17 protein-coding genes and 1 pseudogene are annotated in these 26,189 nt (G+C 47.6%); 6 read left to right on the top strand and 12 right to left on the bottom strand.

Annotated features, from left to right (window positions below; translation table 11 throughout):
- Positions 1–248 precede the first annotated feature (248 nt).
- Positions 249–497, top strand: a complete 249-nt coding sequence (locus ASG89_RS13895; RefSeq protein WP_157276649.1) for a hypothetical protein — start codon at positions 249–251, stop codon at positions 495–497.
- Positions 498–612: 115 nt separating this feature from the next.
- Here ASG89_RS13895 and ASG89_RS13890 read toward each other — a convergent pair whose 3' ends face one another.
- Together ASG89_RS13890 and ASG89_RS13885 are read right to left on the bottom strand one after the other, a co-directional pair.
- Positions 613–1,413 (bottom strand): sporulation protein, encoded by an 801-nt coding sequence (locus ASG89_RS13890; RefSeq protein ID WP_057311303.1) that lies wholly within the window; start codon positions 1,411–1,413, stop codon positions 613–615.
- A 145-nt stretch (positions 1,414–1,558) separates the two neighbouring features.
- Positions 1,559–2,443: a LysR family transcriptional regulator gene (locus ASG89_RS13885; protein WP_057311302.1), complete on the bottom strand. Its 885-nt coding sequence runs from the start codon at positions 2,441–2,443 to the stop codon at positions 1,559–1,561.
- 115 nt (positions 2,444–2,558) lie between these two features.
- Here ASG89_RS13885 and ASG89_RS13880 point away from each other — a divergent pair, with 115 nt between their 5' ends.
- Entirely contained in the window at positions 2,559–3,953 is a 1,395-nt protein-coding gene (locus ASG89_RS13880) for an MFS transporter (protein ID WP_057311301.1), read from the top strand.
- 67 nt (positions 3,954–4,020) lie between these two features.
- On the opposite strand, the gene ASG89_RS13875 is transcribed toward ASG89_RS13880, so the two are convergent.
- Positions 4,021–6,936, bottom strand: coding sequence for a family 78 glycoside hydrolase catalytic domain (locus ASG89_RS13875; protein WP_057311300.1), 2,916 nt, complete (start codon positions 6,934–6,936; stop codon positions 4,021–4,023).
- A 131-nt stretch (positions 6,937–7,067) separates the two neighbouring features.
- On the opposite strand from ASG89_RS13875, the gene ASG89_RS13870 reads away from it, so the two are divergent.
- A complete protein-coding gene (locus ASG89_RS13870) occupies positions 7,068–7,940 on the top strand; it encodes a helix-turn-helix transcriptional regulator (protein WP_057311299.1) in 873 nt (290 codons plus the stop codon).
- Here the strand turns inward: ASG89_RS13870 and ASG89_RS35605 are convergent.
- Positions 7,880–8,461, bottom strand: a pseudogene (locus ASG89_RS35605) (glycoside hydrolase family 38 C-terminal domain-containing protein); the annotation flags it as partial. The gene ASG89_RS13870 and the pseudogene ASG89_RS35605 overlap by 61 nt on opposite strands.
- 54 nt (positions 8,462–8,515) lie before the next feature.
- Between ASG89_RS35605 and ASG89_RS35600 the strand changes: the two are divergent.
- Complete coding sequence (locus ASG89_RS35600) at positions 8,516–8,764, top strand: cold-inducible protein YdjO-related protein (protein WP_321166505.1); 249 nt, start codon at positions 8,516–8,518, stop codon at positions 8,762–8,764.
- 167 nt (positions 8,765–8,931) lie between these two features.
- Here ASG89_RS35600 and ASG89_RS13860 read toward each other — a convergent pair whose 3' ends face one another.
- The 7 genes from ASG89_RS13860 to ASG89_RS13830 form a co-directional block, all read right to left on the bottom strand.
- Positions 8,932–11,169: a glycosyl hydrolase family 95 catalytic domain-containing protein gene (locus tag ASG89_RS13860; RefSeq protein WP_057311297.1), complete on the bottom strand. Its 2,238-nt coding sequence runs from the start codon at positions 11,167–11,169 to the stop codon at positions 8,932–8,934.
- 15 nt (positions 11,170–11,184) lie between these two features.
- On the bottom strand, positions 11,185–12,063 hold the full coding sequence (locus tag ASG89_RS13855; protein WP_057311316.1) for a carbohydrate ABC transporter permease: 879 nt from the start codon (positions 12,061–12,063) through the stop codon (positions 11,185–11,187).
- A 16-nt stretch (positions 12,064–12,079) separates the two neighbouring features.
- Entirely contained in the window at positions 12,080–13,045 is a 966-nt protein-coding gene (locus ASG89_RS13850) for an ABC transporter permease (protein ID WP_057311296.1), read from the bottom strand.
- Positions 13,046–13,129: 84 nt separating this feature from the next.
- Entirely contained in the window at positions 13,130–14,767 is a 1,638-nt protein-coding gene (locus tag ASG89_RS13845; RefSeq protein WP_057311295.1) for an extracellular solute-binding protein, read from the bottom strand.
- Between the two features lie 211 nt (positions 14,768–14,978).
- A complete protein-coding gene (locus ASG89_RS13840) occupies positions 14,979–17,294 on the bottom strand; it encodes a helix-turn-helix domain-containing protein (RefSeq protein ID WP_057311294.1) in 2,316 nt (771 codons plus the stop codon).
- Between the two features lie 83 nt (positions 17,295–17,377).
- Positions 17,378–18,517 carry an alginate lyase family protein gene (locus ASG89_RS13835; protein WP_082593166.1) on the bottom strand — a complete coding sequence of 380 codons (1,140 nt, stop codon included), beginning with the start codon at positions 18,515–18,517 and terminating at the stop codon, positions 17,378–17,380.
- A gap of 131 nt (positions 18,518–18,648) precedes the next feature.
- Complete coding sequence (locus ASG89_RS13830) at positions 18,649–23,613, bottom strand: chondroitinase-B domain-containing protein (protein ID WP_057311293.1); 4,965 nt, start codon at positions 23,611–23,613, stop codon at positions 18,649–18,651.
- 345 nt (positions 23,614–23,958) lie between these two features.
- On the opposite strand from ASG89_RS13830, the gene ASG89_RS13825 reads away from it, so the two are divergent.
- Both ASG89_RS13825 and ASG89_RS13820 read left to right on the top strand, forming a co-directional pair.
- Complete coding sequence (locus tag ASG89_RS13825) at positions 23,959–24,711, top strand: RICIN domain-containing protein (protein ID WP_057311292.1); 753 nt, start codon at positions 23,959–23,961, stop codon at positions 24,709–24,711.
- Positions 24,708–25,175 (top strand): hypothetical protein, encoded by a 468-nt coding sequence (locus tag ASG89_RS13820; RefSeq protein WP_057311291.1) that lies wholly within the window; start codon positions 24,708–24,710, stop codon positions 25,173–25,175. The genes ASG89_RS13825 and ASG89_RS13820 overlap by 4 nt, the downstream gene beginning before the upstream one ends.
- A gap of 39 nt (positions 25,176–25,214) precedes the next feature.
- On the opposite strand, the gene ASG89_RS13815 is transcribed toward ASG89_RS13820, so the two are convergent.
- Entirely contained in the window at positions 25,215–26,117 is a 903-nt protein-coding gene (locus ASG89_RS13815; RefSeq protein ID WP_057311290.1) for an AraC family transcriptional regulator, read from the bottom strand.
- Between the last annotated feature and the right edge of the window lie 72 nt (positions 26,118–26,189).

Below are 26,189 nucleotides of genomic sequence, written 5' to 3'. Positions count from 1 at the left end.
CTCAGGAGGGTCGGACCTCTACTTCGGCTACGGCACTTCAAAGGGTAAAGTTACCGTGTGGATTTGAACCACCTAGATTGTGCGACTGTGAGGCGCACATGAGAAAAGGCTACCGATTCTACCGGCAGCCTTTTTTTATTGGAAATTTCCAAAAAATCCACTTATTCACTAGTTATGTTCGTACAAGCAATTGCTAGAAAATTTGCTTATACTATAGAGATTTAATATCCATATTTTAGGAGGTGGTCATGATGTCAAAGCGTTCCCTAGCCGAAAGTGTATTGTCTTTACTTGATATCGAGGATATTGAGAAGATCGAAGTGGAGTATGTTAACGGTAAAGAAGTGAAATTATCCTTTGATGAAGCCCAAAATGAAGAAGAGCGAGAAGAAATGCTAGAAGAGTGGTTAGACAACATCAAATGGAAATTTGTACAGGAGTTTGAGATTAAACTCTACGATGGAATTAAATATAAAATCACATATGGCGATGACTGAAATCACTCTTTGGTGCAAAACCACTTTTGACAGTTTTCAAGTTATTGATTCCTGAGATGGCATAATTGTCATCTCTTTTGGTTTATAGCTTCAACTATTCCACCAGACAAGCTCGTTACACATCCAACAAATCGTCAAAAATGCCTCGGAACTGATCCGCTACCGATTCAGAGCCTTCCTCTAGCTCTTCACAACTAAAATAATACCGGTGATGGGACTCATCCGTATCCAGCATATCTGATAATAGTCCGCCGAAACCACGCGTTCTACGGTCAATTTCCAAGAGGACCTCAACTCCGTTTTCATCCGGGTAGAACACAAGCTCTAACTCATCTACAGAGCTGCGATATTCACCATTTTGATAGGGAACAAACTCAAAGTTTTGAATAAATGGCAAGTAATAATCACGCTGCGGATAATACTCGTTCTCAGCTTTATGTAAGTGAAATCCCAATTCCTCCAACGCTTCAAAAATAACAGAGGTGTGTGGATGAGCCAATACGTCAATATTATCACGATCGGATGGATCAACCGCGTTGTCCACATCCATTCCTGTAGAAATCCAGATTGGACTTACGCCAATAGAAATCGGTGTCTCATGCGGCAGCACAAATTGAAAAGGAATTTCGATGGATTCTCCCGGTTCGAGAACAAAACTTTCCCCCAACAGGATGTTGGCTATCACAACGGTTTCTCTCACCGTAAAATTCGGATCACTATCAGTAGGCGAGGGCTTGCGGTACTCAGTCATAATTTGAAAATAAATTTTGTCCACTTTTTGCTCAATACTGCCGCCCTTGGCAATAATAACACCCTCTACCAACTCACCTGGAATGAAGTCCTCCGTATGGAACTGCGTATCGATATCAATGTTCCCGATCCCCACTTTAGCCATCATTTTCTTAAAAAAAGACATATGTATACCTCTCCCTCACTATTTCTTATCCCGAACCGAAACCGATGACGTAGCCATCTAAATCTTGAACCGAGAAATCCTTCCAAGTTCCCCAATCATACGCTGTCTGTATCTACTAAAGTTTACCGAATAAAGGATCCAACAATCAACCATTTTCTGACATCTCCTGAAAATAAGCAACTACGACTTCACGAAATTCCTGTGCAGCCCGGGAAATATACCTACTTTTGTGCCATAATAGTGCAATTTCTCGTGCCAATTCGTGATCTTCAATCTGCAAATAGGCAATTTGTTCCCGTGAGTTCCTTGCTGAGCTTGGTAGGAAAGCTATGCCGATCTCGGCTTCCACAAGCGCACTTAATCTTGCAGGTTCATTCCCCTCATACACATACTTTGGTACAAATCCGACCGAATGGCACATGGCATCTACTAAATCACGGGTACCAAAGCCTTTCGTAACACCAACAAAAGATTCATTCCTAAGTTCACTTAAGGAAACGCTGATTCTACCTGCCAGTCGGTGCCCCAAAGGAACAGCTACGAGAATCAGATCCTTATACACAATTTGACATGCAATGTCACCCCCTTGAACGGGCGGTGAGGACAAACAAAAATCGACCTCCCCACGATGAAGAAGCGTCACCATTTCCTGCGTGGACAGCATTTGTACATGAAATTGGAGATGGGGCCGCCTTTTCCTGAACGCTCGAAGAATATTAGGCAAGGTGCTAGCGGCAGTAACCGCCAATTCGAGAGTGCCATGTTCCGGGCTGGATAAATCGCTTAACTCCTGCTTCCCTTGTTCCAATTCAAACAAAGCCCTCTCGGCACGCCGAAGGAAACTGCTACCAAACTCATTCAATCGCAGCTTCCTTCCAATTCGATCGAAGAGAGGAACCCCTAGGTCTTCTTCCAAACGTTGAATCGTTTTGCTTAGGGAAGATTGCGTTACATGTAAGCTTTGCGCAGCCTCGGTCATATGTTCCAAACGAGCTACCGTGATGAAATATTGCAATTGAAGAAGTTCCATTGTGCTTTGCCCCTCCGACTCATTCCTTCTAATCAATGAAATCATAACATAAAAGTCATTGGAATAAATAATGAATTTCAAGTACGATGACATCAGTAAACAGGGGGTGTCAGACATGAATGATCGCAGCAAATGGTTGTTGATTTCAGTTGGATTGGGGGTGCTGCTGAACCCATTAAATTCCTCGATGATTGCGGTTGCTATGGCAAGGTTGCAACATGTGTACCACCTTACTTTCACAGAGGTGTCCTGGATCATTTTCGTATTCTACTTGGCGAGTGCTGTCGCGCAGCCTGTCATGGGAAAAGCCAGTGACTTGTTCGGTCGCAAGAAGATCTTTCTTACGGGACTAATAATAGCCTTCCTTGCTTCCTTATTAGCTCCGCTATCACCCTACTTCGGGGTGCTCCTTGTGCTCCGCATTATTCAAGCGATAGGAACAAGCATGATGGTTGCAGTTGGCATGGCCATTGTGCGGATTCATATTACGGAGAAACAAGCGACTGCTCTATCCGTTATGTCCATATTCTTATCCGGAGCTGCCGCACTCGGCCCGTTCATTGGCGGGATATTGATTCACTGGTGGGACTGGCAAGCTATCTTCCTCGTCAATATCCCGTTGGTAGTGGCGAGCTATCTACTCGCGTGGAGGTTCATTCCAATTGACCAACATCCAACCTCTCCTGCACGCAAGCTATCGATTCGAGAATGGTTGGTGTTGATTGATACATCCGGGATTGTGCTGTTCACTGTAGGGCTGGTTGGGCTGCTCGTTGGAGTGTTGTCAGCCAAATCTGTTGGACACATCTCCATTACGAATGTCATCGTCGGCATGATTGGCCTTGTTTCGCTCAGCGCATTCGTACGACAGGAGTTACGAACGCAGACACCCTTTATTCCTTTGCGTACATTCGCCCAATATCCTGCCATGACGAGGGTCAATATTGAATTCATGCTCGTAAACATACTATTTTACTCACTCTTTTTTGGGCTGCCATCCTACTTGCAGATGGTACGCCATATCAGTGAGTTCCACACGGGGCTTCTCATGCTAAGCTTGGGGTTATGTTCACTCGTCGTATCTCCCCTTGCAGGTCGATGGATTGATAAATCAGGACCACGACCAGCCTTGCTGCTATCCGCCATCCTCATGACACTCGGGTCCATATGGATCGTGACCTGGCAGCCTACTTCTCCGATGATTAGCGTATGTTTGGCTTTAGCTGCATTCGGGGTTAGCAACGGCTTGAACAACGTCGGGATGCAAGCCGTATTGTTCCAAAGCTCACCGAAAGAAATCATCGGGGTAGCATCCGGATTGTTCAATACTTCCCGATATCTGGGCACCATTCTCTCTTCTCTATTAATCAGCATCATAATGGGAGATACGTTCAGCGCGGGTGGTTTGCGAATACTTGGAATCATTCTCACAATCATTGCCGCGTACTTACTATGGATGAATCGGAAACACCAGTCATCCACACCAATGGAAACATCCCTGAATGCGTAGGCTTTGTTTGTGAAGATCAAAAAGGTTTGCTCGCTATGTCCTTGAACATAACAAGCAAACCTTTTTCCTATTCAAGAAGCTGCAGTTTCAATTCTTTCACATTACCTGTATAGCCTTCTGGCATCCGAACACGAACAGACACACTTGCTGGATAATTGATGGTAAGTTCCATCGTTTTACTAGCTTCATTCACCGTCCATGCCACGTCGATTCTTCCCCCTGCTGGATGCGGAACGCTTCCTTTCGCCCATGTCAATCCACTCGGTTCAGGCGCAACTTCGATCTCTGTCCATCCTGGCGCAAGACTTCTCACACCTAGTACTTCCCTGCCCAAGAAATACGCTGGAGCGGATGACCAAGCATGACAGTGACTGCGCGTAAGCATGTTCGGATTCGCACGATTTTCTTGGAAATTCGGATACTGTTCCCAACATGTTGTCGCCCCATTGCGAATCATCATCCCATAGTTATGGCGAATATCCGCTAGCACGAGATCAACCTTACCCAATTTCGCAAGCGCTTCGTAATAGAAGAACGACATAAATGGACTGCCAATTTGCACAAAATGGGACGGAGGCGTCGCGAGATAGCTGTCGATAATCTGTTTTCGGTCACCGAACGCTACACCTGTTAGGGAGGCAACTACTTGTGTCTGCATACTTATGACTTGCGAGCGTCTTCCATCCGCATGGATGCAATCGATATACGCCATGACATCCTGATTCCATAAATGGTTGTTGATGGCTATTTCCAATCGCAGTGCCGCATCTTCGAATAGGGCAACTCCCTGCTGATCACCCGAGATAAGCGCCATTCGTGCGCCAACTCTTAATGTATGCGCCAGAAACATATTCTGGTGCGTGACGATACCGTCATTCGGCTGATCAATTGGCGACCAGTCGAGTAAATTCCAGCCTTTGATCGCAAAGAGACCTTCATCATTAATGTTCGTCAAATAATGCTGGAGTGTAAATCGGATATGTTCATACATCTCAGACGCAAATGCTTCATCAGCTGTCTGCTCGTAATATTCTGCACAAGCAATCGCCCAGAAGAACGTCCAATTAGGGATCACACTGCTCCACCCGCTAGGCACTTGGTCCGCGAACAACGGGGTTTGGTGTTTAGATCCTGGGACAAGTCTTAAGCAACGTTTGAGAATATCTTGTACACCATATAAATAGTTACTTACCAACGCTTCATTCCGGCTGTCTCCAACCCAGAATACCTGTTCATAAGCGGGACAATCCACGAAAGTATCCTCCATACACACCTTCGTGGTGTGGCGGGATATTTCCCATATATCATTCAAGAGTTCGTCCGAACACGTGAATTGCCCCACTTCTGCAACGGGATAATTACTCTGAATCATCATGACGTTGTAGAGTCTGATCGGCTGCTTAGCTCCTCGTACAGTCATGGAAACATATCGGAAACCTCGCCGAATCGGTGTTTCATAGCGCTGGCGGCCCGCCTTGCATACATAACGGAGCGTATGGTCAAGCCCGAACATATCTTGTCTGTACTCACCTGACATATACTCAAAGCCATACCAATCTAGGATATCACCCTCATTTGCTTCCACTTCGAAGGCCAAATAACCGGAATATTCTTTCCCTAAATCAAACAGAACCTCTGTATCGTAGCCTTCAAATACAGGTACACTAGCCGCTTCCGCATTTGGAATAATGGCATTTTGCAGTTGGGGAGGTACTGCATATCGAATATTTTCTTTTCTCCATACACTTAGCGCAAATACATCTACCTCAGACACATACTTAGGATTTACAGGTTGAATCCAATCCTTGTACACGCTTAAATCATCGACACTTTTCACAGTGTTGTACAATGCCAGGTAAGCCGGATGTTCCGTCTCCAAAGCACGAACACGTTGGTGATCGATTAACTCTACGGCATCGAAAGGTCCGATTCTGAGCCAATCTGACGCTGCCTTGTCGCGGAAGTTAGCTGGTGCCTGGAAGGATACAACCTGATCTTCCTCCGCGTATAAACCAATCTGTAATTTGCCTGTATGAACATGACTAGACACATCAATCAACAGCAAATTATCTCCTGCCTGAAGATCAACATCTATATATCGTTCTGGCGCTGAACCATAGATCCGATTACCTTCGATCCATTCCCCGTTTAGCGAAAGCGCTTTTAAACATTCTCCGCTTTGAAGGAAACCAATCGTCACTTTGCCAGCCTTGCTGGACACAAGGGATGTCGCAGTATAACCGAGGAATTGAATGCGATTCGCGTGAACCTCGCTTCCGTCAATCCAACCGTTTCGGATGTCTAATGTCGCTGTGACTTGAAACGTCTTGATCTTCGCGAGCGATTCGACGCGAACCGGCGTAATGATTTCTTCCGTCAAGAGAGGGATGTCGCGCGGTTTCACCACCGTCCATGGTTCCATGCCAACAGGACCAAGCACAACCGATTGCATCCAATCTGTAGGTGTATATTCCTGCTGCATCCATGACGAATCCCAGAGACTTGCATCGATATATTCGGCAAAAGCATGCTGACAGGATGCTCTCGAAGCACGTGGGTGATGTCCTACATGTCCAGATGTTAACCACGTTGCATCGGTTGCTGCGAGCACATTTCCCTCGGAATCATTCAATTCCGCAAGTAAGCCCCCCCGCCCCCTTACATAGTAGAAGGTTGAAACACCGAAATGCATCACCAGAACAGCTACGGTGTTCCTTTTTCCGGGTTGGAGTAAATGACCGATTTCATACGTATCAAAGGCCAATTCGAAAGGCCAAGAGCGAACCGGCCCTCTCCCCACCTGGGTGCCATTGACAGTAAGAACATATCTCGAATCCGCTGTAATTCTCAGCGAAGCTGTAGGATTACTTGTGCCCTCGCAGTGCGGAACTTCAAACGATTTGTGAAAACATCTCCATTCATTCCGCGGACTTTCTTCCCCATCTCCCCAAATCCACTGGGCTTGCCAATTCGTCATTGTCATCGCGTTAGCGTCCTCCCTACGTTCCTATCTCTCCTCTAATTATAAAAAAAGGAATGGGCAATGTTATTGGTTGATTACGACTTCCACTAGGTATATGATGACATTATCCTAATCCAAGTAAGGGAGTTCCTATGCGCAGACCTGATATGCTCGTTGAGAAAGGTGAAGAATTTTTTGAGAATGGATTTGCTATATTCGTCAATAAGGTTTACGAACATTTCGATCTCCCCGAGCATGTCCATGATTTCTATGAAATTAGCTATGTGTGGGAGGGAAGCGGCTTTCACTATATCGGAGATCAGACGATCCGCGTCAGTAAAGGCGATTTATTTTTCATTCCAATTGGCATCTCCCATATTTTCCGCCCCTCATCTCCCCATCCGAATAAGCCGCTGCGAATAGGCAACTGCATCTTCGATGCATCGCTTTTTCATTTTCTTACCTCCATTCTGCCAGAGCAGTACCACATGTACAGGTTCAACGAACTTGTAACGCATGGCGGTCAATGGCTGCAAATGCGGGAACAATCAGGGGAGTTCGAACAAGTGATGTCATCACTCCTTGTAGAATTCCAACAGAAGCGGACTGGCTACGAAACGATGATGTGCGGACTACTTCTCCAGCTGCTCATCGTCATGGAACGCTCCATCGCGCACAAAGAAGCTTCATCCTCTCCCAATCAAGACAGAATGGAAGCTATCCTGCGGTCGATTCGAAGCCGATTAGCTGACAAGATTACCTTAGCTATCTTAGCTAAAGAGGTGGGAATAGGTACAAGGCAATTACAACGTATTATTACCGAACATACAGGTGAGTCCTTTTCGGAGCTGCTTGGCCATGAGCGAATCAATCAAAGCTGCCGACTTTTGGCTGATCCTTCCAATCAAGTCCTATCTATTGCCGATATCGCTGCAGCCGTTGGGATTCAGGATCCGAAAAGGTTCTACCGTTTGTTTAAAGCAAAGACCGGTGTAACACCGGCTACGTATCGCAGGAGGAATTGAATGTGATAGACTCCCTTTCCATCCTCGGACCATTTCACTGCGTCGACCATCACATTAGCTGCGGATAGGGAAAAAAAGAGAGCGTGATCCCCCTGACTCTGATACACCTTGGATCATAGAAGTCGGGTTGTTCAGTGACCATGCTTCTTGTACCGTTCTTCCTTCAAACCAATCGCCGCGATGCGGCAATAAGGCATAGGTGAACACATGCTCACCTTGGTCAGCCGTAGGATCGGGTACCCGTGCAGACTGAATGAGTGTTAGTCGCATAACATGATCCTTGATGTCGTAACCTTATACTCACGCCATAATCGCGCTCCGACAAGTCGGCCCATCGATGTCCAACGGTCTCGAAACGGCATAGTCCCAGCTCGTATTCCAGTGTGTCGGGCGTTTAACGTTGCCGAATTGAATATCATAGGTCGCTTCGGTCGAGCGGATAGCCACAGGAGAATCAACCTTCAATAATTGACGCTTTCATGCCAATCAATTCTCGTTTCGAAATCAATCTCCAGCATCTCCCGATTGACGCCACCGCCACCATCCCCATACCATAATTATCTCTGCCTGTTTGAATGAAAATTCTTCCAATCGGGTACGTTAAGGCATGCAGGAGGTGTAAAAGAATGGAATCAGATCTAACAAAACCGGAGTTATCCCCAGTACCTATATGGCGATGCAAAGATAATGACTGCAAAGCTTGGATACGTGAGGAACTAGCCACTTCTTTAACACCCGAATGCCCGCTGTGCAAAAGCAGCATGTTGAAAAGCATCCGGCATTTGCCGAAGCTCGTGAAAAAAAACTCGCGTAAAAAAAAGTGAAAATCCGAAGAGGCTGCCTCAAAGGTCCATGTAGACTTTTGAGACAGCCTCTTTTCGGTGAATGACCAATCCATCAGAGTTGTCTTTGGGGACAGCCTCTTCGGAATTTTATAGCAAAAACACCTGCACATGCGGAAACTCTCGACATTTACAGGTGCTCCCTCTTATTAAATTGTATGAAACCCGTACAACCGCCAAGGCTTATGCCCGCCAAAATACCGGACAACCTTACCCTTTCCTCCGACTGGATGCATACGGAATTCAGGAACCTCTTCACTCGGGTAGAGAACAGCCTCTTCACCCTTCTCCAACTCCAATGATAATTCATCTTCGATGTGCGCAATACCGGCCATTCGCACCGCTCCGTCTGCACCTCTGATCTCCAAGCGGATACGACCATGCCATCCTGTCTTGACCAGACAAGGCTCTCCAGCTAAGCTCTTCACCCTAATCCACTGTGTGGCGGCATCCTTACGGACTGCGCTGACTAAGAAGGCACCTTCCCCTCGCAAGTCATGGAAGGCCAAGTCCTTCCACGCTTCCGGTATAGCTGGAAACACTCGCAGCTTGCCGCCCCAGCTCTGGAGCAGCATATCCTGAATCGATTCCGCTCCGGCCAGCGGGGTCTCGATCACAGGTCCCGCTTCCTTATACATCGTATTCGGCTTCATGATAAGCAGCAGCGATTGCAGAAGCCGCAGCGCCTCATCTCCCCAGCCAAGCACAGCGGCAATGGATGCCGCTCCGGTCATACTGAAGCCGCGCAGGTCGCCTTCTTTCGCCAGCCAATGACGCAGAGAAGCCTCGATTAAAGCCCGCTCTTCCTCCGTTTCTCCGCTGATCAAATGCAGCGGGAAAATCGCCAGCAAATGACTAAAGTGACGATGTCCATAAGCAAGCGGCATATCGCGCCCCACCATAAAGCCAGTCTCGTCGACGGGCAGCGGAACCAATCTCAGCAGGATCTCTTCCCACTTCGAACTGAGCGGATCGCTAATACTTAGCCTCTTGCCTATCGCAAGCAGTGTCTCACAGCCCCAGCGCAGCAAGGAAAGATCATAATGGCAGTCCGGCACTGTCGTCCGCATGAAAGAGCCATACTCCGGAGATATCGTCGGAGGCAGATGCAAGCATCCGTCCTCTCCTTCCTCCAGCAGATGGATATAATAATTCACACTCCGCTTCAGAATCGGAAATAACACTTCCTCCAACATGCCATCGTCCATGGTATATCGGTAGTGACGCCACACGTTATGACAGATCCATGTTAAATTGCCAATCTCATCCTCTACATTCGTCTGCAAGTCGAAACTGCAGCTGCGTCCTAAACCAGCCGAATCATACTGGAAAGCTTCAGGGACATTGCGAATTAATTGATGCCTGTTCGCATGTAACGAACGAACTAGAGATTCTCCCATCTCTAATCGATTAGCCGTATAGACCGGTGAATAACTCATCTGTACATTCATATTGAACCAGACACCTGCCCAAGGTGTCGATGTAAGCCAAGGTCCTTGATTATCGATCAAGGGCTTATCCACTCTCGTAGCTGAAGCCAACTTATACATCTGTATCCAGTAAAAGCTTTCCAATCGACCATCCGGCAGCGAAACGAAGCTTTGCTGATAATATCGATGCCACCACGCTCGGTGTGCTTGCACCCACTCTTCGAAATTCGTTGCCGATGCCTGCGCCACTGCCTCCACAGCTTCAGCCTTTGTCGATTCACTATGCCCCCGGGCAATGGACAGCCAGCAAATGCGCCGATTCGGCGAAACCTGCACTTCCTTCCAAGCGGTTACACAGCCATCTTCGCCCGAATACCGCTGCGTGCACACGCGGACTCCATCCTCATCTTCCGAATAGGTTACTTCCGTCTGCGGTACATATTGGTTTAAATTCACACCGTCTGCATTCTTCAGAACAGGATCAACCTCTGGGAAGGGGTACCACACACAACGTGCGCCACTTTCCCCTGCCGTCGTCTTGATCTCTACGGCGATTACCGGATCGAGACTGTGAACGAATGAGCGCAGCTTGACCACACCGCTCGTTGTCGTCAGCGTAGCCTGCAATTCAGCGTTCCACAAGCTAATCCGCATCTGAGTGGGATGATAGATCTTCCCTTCTAATTCCAGATCCAGTTCACCAAGCTGAACACGGGGCGGGAACCCTGGTTTGTCCATTCGGATTGCCGTCACATCTGTGCGCCCGGTTACCATGCGAAGCACATTACGCTTACTCGCATGCTCCTCACCATAGACCATCGTGCCGAGCAAGCCATTGCCGAGGAAGGCTCCTTCGTCCCAGCTGACTGGCTTAACTACCCACTCCATATCGTTATTGGCCATGTACGTTTCCCAATCAACATCCACATGCACAGCCGAGCTGTTGCTTTCTTTCATGGCTAACTTCCTCCTTTAGCCTTTGACGGCTCCGATCAGTGCGCCTTTGACGAAATATTTTTGCAAGAAAGGATACACGAACAAAATTGGAACTGTAGCTACGATGATCGTCGCATACTTCAAGGTAGCCGCAAGCATAGCGGCATCGTCGTCGGAAGCGCCTGAATTGCTACTAGCCTCCCCTTGCAGCAAAATTCCCCGCAACACGAGCTGCAATGGATAGAGCGAACGCTCCTGTAGGAAAATCATCGCATTAAACCAGGAATTCCAATGGCCTACGCCGTAATACAGCAGCATAACAGCGATAACGGGCATCGAGAGCGGGAGTACAATCCGAAAAAGAATGACGAAGTCGTTCGCCCCATCAATTTTGGCTGACTCCTCCAGCGCATCTGGGATCGCTTCAAATGCCGTTTTCATCAGAATCAGATTAAACGTATTGATAGCAGTCGGAATAATAAGCGACCATAAGGAATCGATTAATCCCACACCTTTGACTGTCAAGTAGAGGGGGATCAACCCACCGCTAAAGAACATGGTGAAAATAATAAACAGCATGAGCGGCTTGCGATACTGCAAGCTCTTTCGCGAAAGGGCGTAAGCCCCGAGCGCAGTGAGCGTAATGTTCAGCACGAGGCCCATTAGCACGACAAATAGTGTATTGCCATAGCCTTTCAATATCATGGGATTGCGGAATACATTCGTATAAGCATCTAGCGAGAAACCGAGAGGACGCCATAACATGCCCTTGTAGCCCATCAGGCTTCCGGCGTCACTAACAGAAGCAAACAGCACATAAATAAGTGGATATACGGTAAGCAGCATCAACAAGGTCAGCAGCACAACATTGATCCCATCGAAACATATTTCTGAAAAGCTCCTCTTGTTTACCATCATCATGCACTCTCCTTTACCACAAGCTTGTATCGTTGAATTTGCGGCTCAACCAGTTGGAGGAAATGAGCAAGGCAAAGTTAATGACCGAGTTAAACAAGCCCACCGCTGAACTGTAACTATAATTGAAATCCTGCAGACCAACGCGGTACACATATGAAGAAATGACGTCTGCCGTCTCATAAGTGCCCGGATTGTACAGCAAAATGATTTTCTCAAACCCGACATTCATCATCTTGCCGATGTCGAGAATAAGCAAAATAATGATGATGGGCATAATCCCCGGCAGCGTAACGTGTGTCATTTGTTTCCAGCGGCCAGCGCCATCGATTCTCGCTGCCTCGTACTGCTCTTGGTCGATTCCGGTTAAAGCCGCCAAGAAAATAATCGTTCCCCATCCGATATTTTGCCAGATCCCGGAAGAAACATAGACCGTGCGGAACAGACTCGGTTCAAGCAAGAACGTCGACCGTTCCCCTCCGAAGAAGGCAATGATATCGTTGATAACACCATCACTGGTTGTAAAATCTTTCAAAATCCCGCAAATGACAATTAATGAAATAAAATGTGGCATATACGTCACGGTCTGAACCATTCTTTTAAACAAAGCATGCCTTAATTCATTGAGCAGAAGCGCCAAAATAATAGGTGCCGGGAACCCGAACAACAACTGGTAGAAGCTGATTAGAACTGTATTCTTGATCGTTCGCCAGAAATAGGCTCCGTTGAAAAAATTAACAAAATGCTCGAATCCAACCCAGTCACTCCCCCAAATACCGATTCTTGGAGAGTAATCCTTGAAAGCAATGAGAGCGCCGTACATTGGTGCATAATGAAAGACGACATAATACAGTAGAACCGGCAGCAACATGATATAAAGCAGTTTGTTTTTGCGTATATCCAGCAATAGCCCGAATCGGAATAATTTCCGTTTGTCTTCTACGGCTGCAACAGGTTTCGTTTTGGAAATCATAGTGTTCATCGCATCACCTTCTCCTGCCACGGTCCTAATCTTGCGGAAGTCGAAACGATTCGTTCCGCCCCCGCAAGATTTGCCGTAAACTAATTATCGCTTATTGTATCGATCCAGCGCTTTTTGATAGATTTGGGTCACCTTGTCGATTCCCATATCATTAATCCGTTTAACATAGTCATCGAATTTGTCGATTGGCTCTTTGCCCATCACGAATTTAACGAACATCTCTTCTTTATAACTCGTAATCGCTGTACTCAATTTAGCCAACTCTTTGCTTTCTTCCGTTGTCGGTGTCAAGAAAGGCGGCATAACGTGCTTGACAGCGTCTGTTTGCTCCCAAATTCCGACAGCATCATCCTGCTCTTTGTACGTATTGAAACTCTTGCGGCTGTCGCCTAGGAACGGTCCGTTCGGCTTGGTATATTGGGAAATCATTTGCTGCAGGCTTAATTTCGGATCTTTGGTGATTTTATCCGTAAACTTAGGTACGCCATTATCCATCGTGTAGCTTTCGCCAACAATACCGAAGTTAAAGAGCATACTACCCTTCTCGCCAAAAGCATAATCCATCCATTTGACAGCCAGCTCCGCATTCTTGGAATCCCCTGCAACCGCTTTACTTACGGCAGGGTTGTATTTAAAGTCGCGTTGACCGATAAAGGCGCGTTCGCCTTTCTTCAGCGTCGGATATGGAGCGGATACAAGCTGGAATTTCGGGTTTTTCTTCTTGCCTGTATCCATCCATTTACCTACAGCGCTGAGCAAGCCGACTGTCGCTCCGGATTCATCGCTTAGCAATCTCGTATCCAGTGATTTGGAATCCGTATTCAGCGCGAAATCCTTATCTAGCAATCCTTCTGCATACCATTTGTGCAGCAGCGTCAGCGCATCTTTGAATTGCGGGTCGATCGGCCCGTATTTTACCTTGCCTTGATTGTCGACATAGAAACGGTTAGCTGTTTGATAAGCGCCAATGAAGGCATCCTGAATATTTAATTCATTGCTGTACTGAGCTGTCAAGGCTGCTGAAGCTCCTTTTTTCTCTTTAAACGCTTTCAATACGGTGTACCATTCATCAATTGTCGTAGGCACTGGGAGGTTCAACTCATCCAGCCAATCTTTGCGAAGCATCGGTCCACGGAAAACCAAGCCGTTGTCCGGACGAATCATTGGAAACGCATAGTAGGTGCCGTTATCTGTTTTAATCATTTTGTCCAGCTCTTTATCCTGCTGTAGCAGCTTCTTTAAATTAGGCGCATTTTTATCAATCAAATCGTTGAGAGGAAGGATCACCTTGTCGGCAATCGCCTTCTCTGGTCCGCCTGGATACGCAGCCGTTCCGCCGCCGCCCCAATTGTATTCAATCACATCTGGCAGATTGTTCGAAGCGATCAGCAAGTTAAATTGTTCCTTCGATTGACCGTCAGCAGGATGCGTATACTTGACCTTAACGCCGGTATCGCTCTCCAATTGTTTGCCAAAAGGGGAATCGCCTAGATTTGGAAACACAGTTGTCAAGTTCGGGTTAATCTGCTCCCAAGATGTTAGCGTCTCTTTCGTAGCAATTGGATATTGGCCTGCAGAAGCCGTTGGTGTTGCCTTTGTTGTAGCACTTCCCGTTTCACTTGGAGACTTCGTTGCCTCTTTGGAACATGCGGCGAACATACTGGAAGCTACCACAACACTAAGTGCCAGGCTAATGGATTTTCTTTTTGAACGACTGCTCATATGAATCCCCCTCATAACGTCTAGTGCGATTAATTTCGTTGCAGCACTGTAGCTTCAGTATGGATGGTTAAGCACCCTTTTGAATATCGTCAAAACTGCAAATCCCTATTTAAAATCCATAGAAAGCAATCATCAGAATCCAAAGTCACTGTGCAAAAAATGAAAAGTCGCGCAAGCAAGCTTGTACGACTCCTAAACATCCGGTACTGTATCACTTCAGTTCTTTATATTTCCCTGGTGTAATGCCTTCAAACTTCTTAAAGGTCCGATTAAACGTATTGATATCCGCATAGCCAACCTTACGCGCAATCTCCATAATGGAGAGTGATTGTTCGGTTAGCAGCTTTTTGGCCTCTTCCAACCGTGTTCGACTTATAAAATCAAGCAGAGCATCGCCGGTCTGTGCCTTAAATTGTTTAGATAAATAGGATGGTGTGATCCCGAACTTCTCCCCAATCATCGAAATGTTCAAATTATCTTCCGCATAGTTGGCTTTCACAAATGAACTTACTAGTTCAGCTAGCGGACTGTGCTCCTGTTTGCGCTCAGCTTGGATGGACTGGCAGACTTGCTCAAGAATCGAGAGGATTTCCCCTTTCATCTCTATCATCGTTTCACATCCAAATAGTCGCTCTACAGGATGAAACTGTTCAATAAAGGACGTTTTATTGCCTTGCGAGCCGATTTCATTCATCGTTTTCAACATTGTACTGGCTAGATCGAACATGAGACACTTGCCGAGCGGTACGGATAATACCGCATTGGATGCATTCGTTTCTATGATCTGCTCAATGATTGCGCTCGACTTCTCATAATCTCCTGTTTTGACAAAATTAATCAATTGCTGCTCCACATGTAATGGGTAATAATAGTTTCCGGCCTGATGGGCAGCCTCGGAACTCGGTAATTCGTCGTATCGAATGATCGATCCGCCCCCAACTACAAGTCGATAGGCCATCGCCGACAGAGCTTCTTGATATGCCCCGGCAATACCGAACAACTCCGAATGAATTCCGCTGATGGACACCGTCAAATGTACATGGAAATGATCTAGCAGGAACAATTTCACCTGATCGGCAACCTGCTGCAGCTCCTCCGGGTCTTGTCCCGTGCTGAAATTAAAAATACATGCCTGCATGTCATCCATTTCAGTTACGAATCCCCGATGCTGGCTGCCGATCACTTCTTCGACCACATTCATCAGAATGAACTGCATCAATTTCACCTTCTGTGGATCTATCGTGACATCTTCCTGGAATTTGCCAAAATGATCGATGTGGAACAAGAGTACAGCAAAATGAGGCGAAGACAGCCGTATATCGTGGGCTGAGAGCGATTCATGTACAGGAATGTCCTGCTCGAGATTTCCCTTCAGCAGCCCTTGTAGAAAATGAGAGCGAATGGCATCGCGGTGCTGATGCAAACGGCGATCTACTTGCTCTTTCTCCGCGAATGTATTGTTCAGCGCATCTTGCAGGAAGCCATACTCATTCGTTCCCTCGGCAAATGAAATCCCTGCTTTCATCGAGAAACTGCGAATGAGGAGATTAATCGGATTGTAATTTTTGCGAAGGAACAGGAAGGTAACCACCCCGCCTAGCACAAGGCTCAGCAAAATGCTAGCATACACGAGCCTTTTCATGTATTTCATCTTATCATCAAAGCGCTCAGCAGGAATCATCGACATGTATTTCCAGCCTGTCCTAGCTGAAGTGGTATAAGATACAGCGACCTGTTCCCCGGCTACATCCCCGTAAAAGAGTCCATTTTCGCCAGTAAACTTGTCATATGTTAGAAATTGCGGCCTTTGCTCAAGACCACTAGAAGCAACTAGTCGGTTCTCGTTATCCAGCAATGCAACAGATGTCGCTTCGGATGGCGGAAGATTGGCAAGCAGTTTCGTATCTTTCATAACGAATAGGAGCACTGCTCCTGGCTGATCGCGATTCGCTAAAGAAACTGATTTGGCAAATAAAACAGCTTTGTAAGAATTGTCAACTTCTTGCATCGTCACTGGCATATAGGAATGGACATAGCGATTATCCAGAAACGACTTCCAAGCATCATAGCCTTTCAAGGTTTGTCCGTCCAACATCTGAAACAATTGGCGGCTGTCTGTCCGATTACGTGTGGAGATGACTGTATCACTATTTTTGTAATACAGATAAATTTGTTCAATGAACTCATTCGCAGTCTGGTACACCCGCAAATCATTCGAAATGCTGACTAAATCGTAATAATCGTTATCCGTAAGCGGCAATGAGGTATTGATAAACGCATTTACCTGTTTATTGAGGGAAATTTCCAGACTTAACCGCTCAATACCTCCCAAACTGTTATCGATCGCCAATTCCATTTGCTTCAATGCGTTCGTGTTGGCACGATTTACTTCCGATTCGACCACATGCCATGAAGCCGCATATAGAATTCCGCTTATGATGATTGGGACGAGCAGCACGGAAATATAGGAAGTAAACCAAGTAAACATGACGCTGCGTTTATTGAACCGGATCCGATTAAACTTCATTAGCACTAACCCCTTATCCCCATTTGTAACTGCTTTCGTATATTATATCGAAAATGAAGGAAACTTTCTCGATTATAAGTCCCTCATATCCAAAGCAACGGCTGCCGAATGGCCATATTACGCCGCAGCTCATCTTCTTTCGGGTTGTGATCTAATTTATGCCATAAGGCAATTAGCCTTTCAGAATGGTAAGCCAACCCTGCAAGCAGTAGAAATGACATGGCTACTGGCCACTCTGCATCATATTCGACATCTCGGCCATAGGGCCAAGATTGCTTATTTTCAATATAGGGAAGTAAGAATGAGATCCCCTTCTCTATGCCTCTGCCATCCGACAGCTGAAATTCCCACAAGTTATCGTCAGGCGTGGAAAGAAGATGCGTAAGTGTAACGAAATTATCCAGTGTAAAAAGGGAGTACGCATAGGGCTTCGTCCGGGATAACTCCCGCGGAAAACTGCCATCTGTGTCCATCTGTTCCACCAATAGTTTGGTTTTGTATTGTTCTCTGCACCAATCCAACATCGCATATTGACCGGTCAACCGCGCGAACGCGGCCATCTGCACATACCAGCATAACCCATGGTTGTTCGGTTCGTTTCTTTCTTCCACCCCTTGTGGATGCTCGTTCATCCATTGCGAGTAATCCGCGAACCATGCGGAAACACTTTGTAGAACATGAGAATCTGCTAAAGATGTGTGACTGTGTTGTAGAATTTGAACAGCTGCCGCCACATCAATCAGATGCAGCGTATCGATCACGCCGATCCCCCGTCCGTCGCAGATGCCAGGTACTGCCTGCGCATAAAGCAGATGCGGGTTCATTCGTGTGCGCTCATTGACGAAAAACGCGTCTAGCTGCCGAATCGCATGGGAAGCGTACCGCTGCTCACCCGTTATCCGGTATGCTGTAGCCAGACATGCAACTCGAGATCGCATTCGTCGAAGCAAAATCCGATGTGCATGGAAGTTATCTGGATTGCTCTCGCCATCACGGCGCACGTATGGCAGTCCATTCGAGGTATCGGGATTGGGCCACCAGTAATCGCCATTTGAATAATAGTCATGCGCGTTCCCAGGACTTTGCGGAGCCCTCTCATCGGTAATTTGTACCGGCGGAGCTGTCAAGCAGTTATCTGCTTGTTGGATTATCGCAGTCAGATCGAAATAAGCGTTCCATTGTTCTCTATTTACTTGGCTATGTACAAGTCCAAAATGTTTCATATCCATTCCCCTTTCAGATGACGAACAAAGCACTAAATGCAGCAGGCCAGATCCCGAAAAAAACGGGATGCTAGGCCTCCTGCATATTATTCTACGCTTTATGTGTAGGTGTGCATGAGATTGAAACGACGTTATCGATCCAACAACCGCATAATAATCGTTACTGCTTCTGCCCTCGTTGCCACAGCTAACGGCTCGAAGGCATTTTGTTCACGTCCGCTTACTAGCCCTAAGGAAGCGGCTTCCGAAATAGCTGGTAAAGCCCAAGCTGGGATTAAAGAACTGTCGCTAAATGTGACTTGGGATGACATGCCGCCTTGTTGGGAATAGGCTCTCATTAGCATGGCAACCATTTCTGTCCGGTTGAGCGGTTTATTAGGCCGTAACGAATCGTCTTCATAGCCTTGGAGAATGCCCGCTTTCAGCGCTGCCCCCAACTCTCCAGTTGCCCAAGCCGGAATATCAGCCTCATCGGCAAACGTAGTTGCTGACGTTTCGGCCTTCAAACCAAGAACACGTACCAGCATAGCAGCGAATTGCAATCTCGTCATGGGCTCGTCAGGCTTGAAGCTGCCATCTGCATAACCGTTCACGATGCCTTTGGCAGCAGCACGCGAGATAACCTCGGATGCCCAATGATTCGGCACATCGGCAAAGGATTCCTGCGCTGGAACAGATGTAGATGGACCTGTCGGTTCTACAGGCGGTTTGCTCGGTTCCGGTTTCGGTTCTGGTATCGGCTTCGGCGCAGGCGTTGGTACAGGCGCTGGTGTATAGCCAGATGAGGAATCCGATGAAGACGAACCACTTGCCGCTGGATGCTGTGTCAGTATCGTGTACGTTTTATGTACACCGGAAGGCATCGTCACATCCAGGAGAACAACACTGCCGCTTGCGGCAATGGCGAGAGGGCTGCTCTCGCTGCCGCTGAGAACGGTTTGCAGCGCTCCACCGTCAACGCTCACTTGAATAGCTGCTCCCTGACTGGCAGAAGCCGGTTTCAAGGTCATGCTGTTAATCCCAGTGGGGACCGTCACCGTGTAATAAGTGATCTCTGGACTGAATGCCGGTGTGAGCATCAGATTCGAACTGATTTGAAGGCTGCTTAAGGTCGGCTTGACCTCTACCGGCACGTTCCGTCCTGCGGCAGGCCCAACATCAGCCGACGTAAGAGGACGTTGCGTCAGCACGCTCGCAGGCACATATTCATCTGCACCAACGTCGACTGTATTCGTCCGTCTTTGGCCATCCATATCATCCGCTGGCAGGTACGGGCCTTGCGCAGCATCGACTGCCGGACTTAATGGCGATAACCGAATGAGTCCGTCCATGCTGCGAACCAACTTCAGATCACCTTTGTACGTAGCGTTGACAACCGTCGCTGTTGCTGACACAGCGGCAACACCGTCGGTCATATTGCCGACATAATTGGGTCTGCCGTCAACCGTTATTTGACTGGATTCATTAAAGATCGTTCCCGCATTGCTGAAAATCACATTGTTATACACTTGCGTACCTGTCGGCTCGAATGTGCGTTTGGCCATTTTCAGCGCCGAGGCTTTGTTGGCTAAATTGACTATTGTATTATTAAAAACCTGCACATTATACTGCCGCCAATGCCCGCGCACCAATTCCTGCTGTCTTTCCGGTGGCAAGCTCTTCAGCGGAGCGACATCATTCACGCCAATCCCCCAGCGGATCATCGGATTCTCGCCGCCATCCGGCCCGGCATCCTCTGTGCCGCCATCGATCTGAATGGCGTCGTCAGTCAAGCCTTCCATGTAATTGTTATAGATTTGATGGTCATTCCCATAAATACGGAAGCCGCTTGTACCTTCTTTTTTCCCATCTGCAATAATAAAGTTGCCATAGAAGCTGTTGCGATGACCGTGACGAGCCACCATGCCTCCGAAGGAATTCAGAATTGTGTTGTACCGAATCGTATTGTCACTGCTTTTGACCGACACGATCTCATCTTCGCCGTTCAAGCCATCGAATAGATTGTATTGCACGGTCACATGGCCGGGCACTAGAGACAATCCCGAGAGTCCGAGACGAATCGCTTCCATCCCATTGGAGACCCGCGGCCCCATATCGTGGAAATAATTGTACTCAATCACGTCGTATTGCGAAACCATATCTCTGCCATCGTACGTAATTGCAGCGCCAAAGCCGGTCTTCGGCCCAATATCGTTGTAGGCAATTCGGTTATGACTGCCGTTGCCCTCTACCCGGATATAGTGCCGATCCGTCCCGCCATCCGTGAGCAGTGTTGAGCCCGGTGTATGCGACGTTTCCCCTGTATACACGAGGCCATCAGCATCATAGGTACTGCCATAACGGCAGCTGTTCTCCACGCCGATTACGCACCAGATGGTCTGCCCACCTTTTGTAAACCTGTATTTCTGCCCGGTTTCATCTAAGGCAAACGTATTTCGCAGGATGGAGACATTCTTGGTGTCATAAAGCTCTACACCAGGGTGTAACCCTTTCAATGAGTCTAAAATATCCTCGGAAACACCTCTACTTCGCATTGAATCCTCGCTATCCTCCGACCCGCCACTGGAATGGAATGTAAGTCCTTCAACGCTGATGTAGCTAGCATTCTGAATATACATGTAGCTGTCCCCGGCGATAATCGCCTTCCCTTGCTCCACGGCCATCACCCGAATCGGTTGCGCAGCCGTTCCTTGCTTATCCTTGATGATGAAAGGCCCTTGCTGCTCATAGGTACCATTCTGCAACTCAATTGTCGTGCCTGGCGTAGCTTGATTGAGCGCTGTCTGAAGCTCGCTAGCTGTATGGACACTGACAACTTGAACTGGTGGCAGCGGATCTACCGGTTTATCCCCCGCTTGCGGCGGACCAGTTGGACCTGTCGGCTCAGTCACTTCTGGTGGTGTTCCCGTGTAAAGCTCAACTTCGGTAATACTATTCCAACTGCTTGAACTTCCTGATGCATTATTCCCATAGCCAACCAATCGTAAATAGCGGAAGGTTCCTGGCTGACTCAGTACATACGGCTGCAAAATACTGTCGCCTACACGAAGTGCTCGGGAGCTTCGTTTGGGCAGCAGAACCGTCGATTGCTGAAAATCCGCCTGATTTGAGCCTAAGATTTCAAAGGAAGACAGCCGATCGATCGCATTCAGAAAGGCAATGTTCAGATACGTTACTGTCTCCGGCTGCCCCAAATCGAACTGCAGCCACTCTCCTTGTCCCGAAGCCGACCAGCGAACATCATTATCCCAGATCCCGTCCACGACGTTGGCCGGAACATTCGTTGTGTTCGGTTGGTAAGAACTTGCGCTTACCGTGGTCACGTTCATCGGAATGCGGCCATTCGTTCCTTTGGCCGACAGCCGGTAAGCTTGCAAGGCATACGTATTCGAGGAAGCACCACTAGATAAGCTGATCTTCATCTTGTTGACCCCTGGCGCCATAGGAACCTGGTTCGGATCGGCTACAGGTTGATTCGTCCCGGCATTGTTCGTCAGCGTCACATTCGACGAAATTCCGGCATCCGCCTGCACGTCCAGACGAATAGCGTCGGCCTCCGCAGGAACGATTACCTCATAGCCGTCAAGCTTGGATGGCGCAAAAGGCGGCATCATGGCAAGAGCCTGGCTGCCCGCCCATGCCCCTAGCGCGGATAGCTGTACATCCGGCAGTTTCTCGGCAAATGTGAAATATGAACCGTCAGCAAGCTGCGTATTTGTCGCATAATAGCTTTCGCCGTGCAGTTGAACCGCGTTTAAAGGCAAAGTAGCCGCATTGCTGAAATCACTGGTGCTGCTCGTTAAGAGCAGTCCGCCGAGCGGCAGCAGGCTTGCCGGAAACGCAACCTGCACTGCGCCGACATTGCCGGTATTCTGAACTTTCCAGGTGCGTGACGATTGCTTGAAGCCTGAGCCATATGGAACAGATGGCGCCGTGTTCCCGTCATCTCCCCAGAGCAGATACTGCTTGTCGTTCAAAGCCTGGGCTGCGCTTATGATCACTTGCGAAACGGTTGGGTCTTCACTGCTTCTGCTCGAATCAAGCTCCAGTGCGCCTTCATCATCCCTAGCAATGCCCGCTACGTTATGGCTGAATGTCGTGTTAAGTGTATACGGCCACACCACTTGTGAAGAAGCCCCTGCTGAGACGTAGTCCTTCCCTTTCAACGGCGTTCCGAATTTAAGGGCCATATACGTCTGCACTTGATCATGCTGCATAGCAGTCAGCGCACCGTTAAATACGATCATTTCACCCAGCTGTCCATCATACCCAGATCCGGCTTTTCCGGCAGGAGCGGTTGGGTCGACATCAGAGCCAATGGCCATCGGATAGCTACCACTTCCTTTCATCGAAAGGCGTGGAGCTGTTGAAGTTGCATACGACTGACCGTCAAGTGTAACGGATTGATAAACGTTGCTCGTCACCGGCTGCGAATCGAATTGAAAACCCCAACTGTTATATTGGTGTAGGGGAATGCTATACCCTGTTGTAAGTCGCGGATTGCTTGAGGTAACACTCCCCGAATCCCATAAAACTTGGGGGGCAGGAGGGGGGCTGCCGGATCCTACAAAGGGGAAGTACGCTCCTAGTCTCCCCTTCTCTTGAAAATATTCATAAAATATTTTCGACGACTTGGTCGTCTCCGACAACCCGCCAGCCATTACATAAACGCTCGCGCGTTCCACGACCTCGTCCTGGGCGAACAACCCGTCCCCATCTACCAGAAGACTGCCGTCGCCTGAACGGATAAATTGCACCGCAGGCTGGAAATTGAGAGATGGATTGGAAGTCACATATTTGGGCTTCGTCCGGGCTTTGTTCGCCCCTGCCAACTTCGTCCCATCATTAATAAAATCATTCCCGTTCGGACTGCTGTCCTGCCATTTCGTTACATCGCTTCCGTTCAGGGTCATGCTGTCTGCGTCCGCTTTCAGCCACAATTTCAGTTGACTGGCATCCACACCCCCTGGCGTTCCGACCACACCGCTATCGGCATGCACTTTGGAGAAACCTGCAGGCAGTCCTGCTAAAATTAAAGCGCTTGCAAGCAGCAAGCTGATCACTCGTTTCGCATATACGCTTGATCTCTTGTTCAATTCAACATCACCCCTTCGATATGATTGCGTTGTTCAGCAACACGGCTGTTTAGCGTACAAGCAATTACCCTCATCATATGGAAACCCTTACAATTATGAAATCGTCAAAACCCAAACTAATCATCAAAATCTGAAATTGTACTGCTCATTATATAAAATGAACGTGCAAATTAGGGAATCTACGTACTCTGTCGCCAAATTTAATTAAGGTAGCAGAGTTTTAAAATAAGGTATGTATTTCGATATATTGGAATTTACGCGGTTCCAACTGCGGTTTATCCTTACTACTGGTGGATCTATTCACTGTTCAAGTAATTAATCGATGAGTATGAGAGGAGAATAGTTATGTCTATGAAGAGCAAGTATGCCTTACTACCACTCTTGGCGTTGGTATTTTTGTTAGCGGTTACATGGAATCCTACACGAAGTAGTGCTGCTGAACCGCCAACCGGCAAAGTCCGGATCAGCCACAACAATGACGCTTATTTCGCAGAGGTGACATCCATCTCGGATTGGAGCAATGTGAATAATTACAGCAAAAACGCCACACAAGGCGGGAGTGTTTGGACAATTACAAGCATAGGAAATGGAAAGTATAAAATTGAGGCAGCTGGCAAAGCATTAACCTTGAACAGTTCCACCGATTGGGATCCGGTAAAAACGGCGACTTACAGTGGTTGGACCACTCAGCAGTGGACAATTACGGATCTAGGCAACGGGTATTTCAAGCTGGAATGTAATGGGAAGGCGCTGACCGGAGATACCGCCGGTAACGGAGTTACCGTGAAAAATGTAACGTATAGTGGTTGGACTACGCAGCAATGGAAGCTAACATCGGTGGATACAACGGGTTGGCCCTCAGGTTCATGGAATTGGGTATATCAAAATGTAGACAAAACCACACGATTGGAAGTCGTATCTCGTGAGAATATATTGATTATCGGCACCACCATCCATAATGTCAGCAATGATCTAGGTATGCTAATCTCCAATTCCAACAATATTCTAATAAAAAACTCAACAGTAAGGAACATCACCGACAATGGAAATGCTCCAGCGCTCCTTACCACGGCATCTATGCAAAGGCTCCAGATATGACCATTCAAAACAATCGCATTCACGACAGTCTTGACGGATCCGCCATTTCGATGCGCAGCACGGGCGTCGTTAAAGCGAATACGCTGTCCAACAACAAGCATGCGTCCATTGCTTATTGGCCGGATTATCCAAAAGGCGCCAGTAATAAACTGGATATCATTAATAACACTATTTCGCAGATCTCATACACGACAACCAATTCCAAGGCATCTGGCATTGCTATCAATTATACGAGTGGCAAGCCCTCTGAGAATTATTTCAACAATTTCTACATTGATCATAATCAGTTGACGATCACTGACGGGAACAGTTACGGCTTGATCACTTGCTTTCAAGCCACTGGCACCTGGTCCATCAGCAATGTCCAAGTTACGAATAACACCATGACCGACGGCCGTGTTACCCCCAATTATTTGGATGGTGAATCATTTATGAGTGTTATATCAGGGAACCTAAATCAATGAGAATACCAAGGACGGCGGATTAATCCGTCGTCCTTGGTATTAATAAACGGATGCCAGCCGTCTATATTCCCTAGGCGGTATCCCTTCTCTTTGACTAAACAGCCGACTGAAGTAATGAAGATCAGCATAGCCCATCAAACCAGCGATTTCCTCGATGGAAAGAGCCGATTCCCGCAACAGTCGCTTAGCCTCCCTCAAACGGACTGACTGCACGTATTTATTTGGCGTAAGCCCAAATGCGGCTTTGAATAGCTTCGCCAGATAATCTTCGTTCCAATTGGCACGCGCCGCTAGAGCGGTGTTTGAACAGTCACTGCTGTAATGCTGCTGAATCCACTGACGTAGTTCTTCCAGCTTTACCAAATGCGATGTTTCCATCGCCTCGCCAGATGGAACTCGCAGCAGTTCGACAACGATTTGAAGCATATAGCCCCGAACGATCGCCTCATACCCCGTTTGCCTGAGCGTAAACTCCTCGATAACCATTTCCATGGCAGCGACAATGGATGCCGGCGGGATCCTGACCGGAATCTCAGAGGGCACAGCCAGTTCCTCGATCTTTGGCTCCGCACAGAACCGCTCCAGCCTGGGATTCGGCTCGACGACGATAATATCCTCGTCTCGCGCCACGTCATGCTCATCGAAATAATCGAAATGAATGCCGAGAAAGTTGGCCTCATTTCCCTTAAGCACCTTTATCCGATGAGGAACACCGGCACCGAAGTACACCAGTGAGCCGGTTGTGGCATGATAAACCTTGCCGTTAACATACACCTCGATATCCCCAGTCTGTACATAGAGAAGCTCATGATCGTAAATCAACCGTTCAGGATATTCCTTGCTGCGTTTCGTTATGTGACGTTGAGCCCAATGAACGCTTGGCGACAAATCCGCCGCCATGCACTTTCTTTCTCTCGGGAAAAAGATATCGGAAAAGTCCAACTTATTCCCTCCTTTATCTAAATATTATCTTCTCTTTCTGCGTTATAGTTGAATTAACACTAAAGAAGGAGT

The organism is Paenibacillus sp. Soil766 (assembly GCF_001428105.1).
Lineage (GTDB): Bacteria > Bacillota > Bacilli > Paenibacillales > NBRC-103111 > Paenibacillus_E.
The sequence above is the reverse complement of the archived record's forward strand: the minus strand, read 5'-3'. Positions and strand labels throughout refer to the sequence as shown.

Bases quoted from the DNA above. Each gene is read 5' to 3' on its own strand.
- ASG89_RS13890 (WP_057311303.1), bottom strand. From the start codon at position 1,413: ATGTCTTTTTTTAAGAAAATGATGGCTAAAGTGGGGATCGGGAACATT.
- ASG89_RS13870 (WP_057311299.1), top strand. From the start codon at position 7,068: ATGCGCAGACCTGATATGCTCGTTGAGAAAGGTGAAGAATTTTTTGAG.
- ASG89_RS13825 (WP_057311292.1), top strand. From the start codon at position 23,959: ATGTCTATGAAGAGCAAGTATGCCTTACTACCACTCTTGGCGTTGGTA.
- ASG89_RS13835 (WP_082593166.1), bottom strand. From the start codon at position 18,517: ATGAAACATTTTGGACTTGTACATAGCCAAGTAAATAGAGAACAATGG.
- ASG89_RS13845 (WP_057311295.1), bottom strand. From the start codon at position 14,767: ATGAGCAGTCGTTCAAAAAGAAAATCCATTAGCCTGGCACTTAGTGTT.
- ASG89_RS13850 (WP_057311296.1), bottom strand. From the start codon at position 13,045: ATGAACACTATGATTTCCAAAACGAAACCTGTTGCAGCCGTAGAAGAC.
- ASG89_RS13875 (WP_057311300.1), bottom strand. From the start codon at position 6,936: ATGACAATGACGAATTGGCAAGCCCAGTGGATTTGGGGAGATGGGGAA.
- ASG89_RS13840 (WP_057311294.1), bottom strand. From the start codon at position 17,294: ATGAAGTTTAATCGGATCCGGTTCAATAAACGCAGCGTCATGTTTACT.
- ASG89_RS35600 (WP_321166505.1), top strand. From the start codon at position 8,516: ATGAAAATTCTTCCAATCGGGTACGTTAAGGCATGCAGGAGGTGTAAA.
- ASG89_RS13820 (WP_057311291.1), top strand. From the start codon at position 24,708: ATGACCATTCAAAACAATCGCATTCACGACAGTCTTGACGGATCCGCC.
- ASG89_RS13885 (WP_057311302.1), bottom strand. From the start codon at position 2,443: ATGGAACTTCTTCAATTGCAATATTTCATCACGGTAGCTCGTTTGGAA.
- ASG89_RS13895 (WP_157276649.1), top strand. From the start codon at position 249: ATGATGTCAAAGCGTTCCCTAGCCGAAAGTGTATTGTCTTTACTTGAT.
- ASG89_RS13860 (WP_057311297.1), bottom strand. From the start codon at position 11,169: ATGAAAGAAAGCAACAGCTCGGCTGTGCATGTGGATGTTGATTGGGAA.
- ASG89_RS13880 (WP_057311301.1), top strand. From the start codon at position 2,559: ATGAATGATCGCAGCAAATGGTTGTTGATTTCAGTTGGATTGGGGGTG.
- ASG89_RS13855 (WP_057311316.1), bottom strand. From the start codon at position 12,063: ATGGTAAACAAGAGGAGCTTTTCAGAAATATGTTTCGATGGGATCAAT.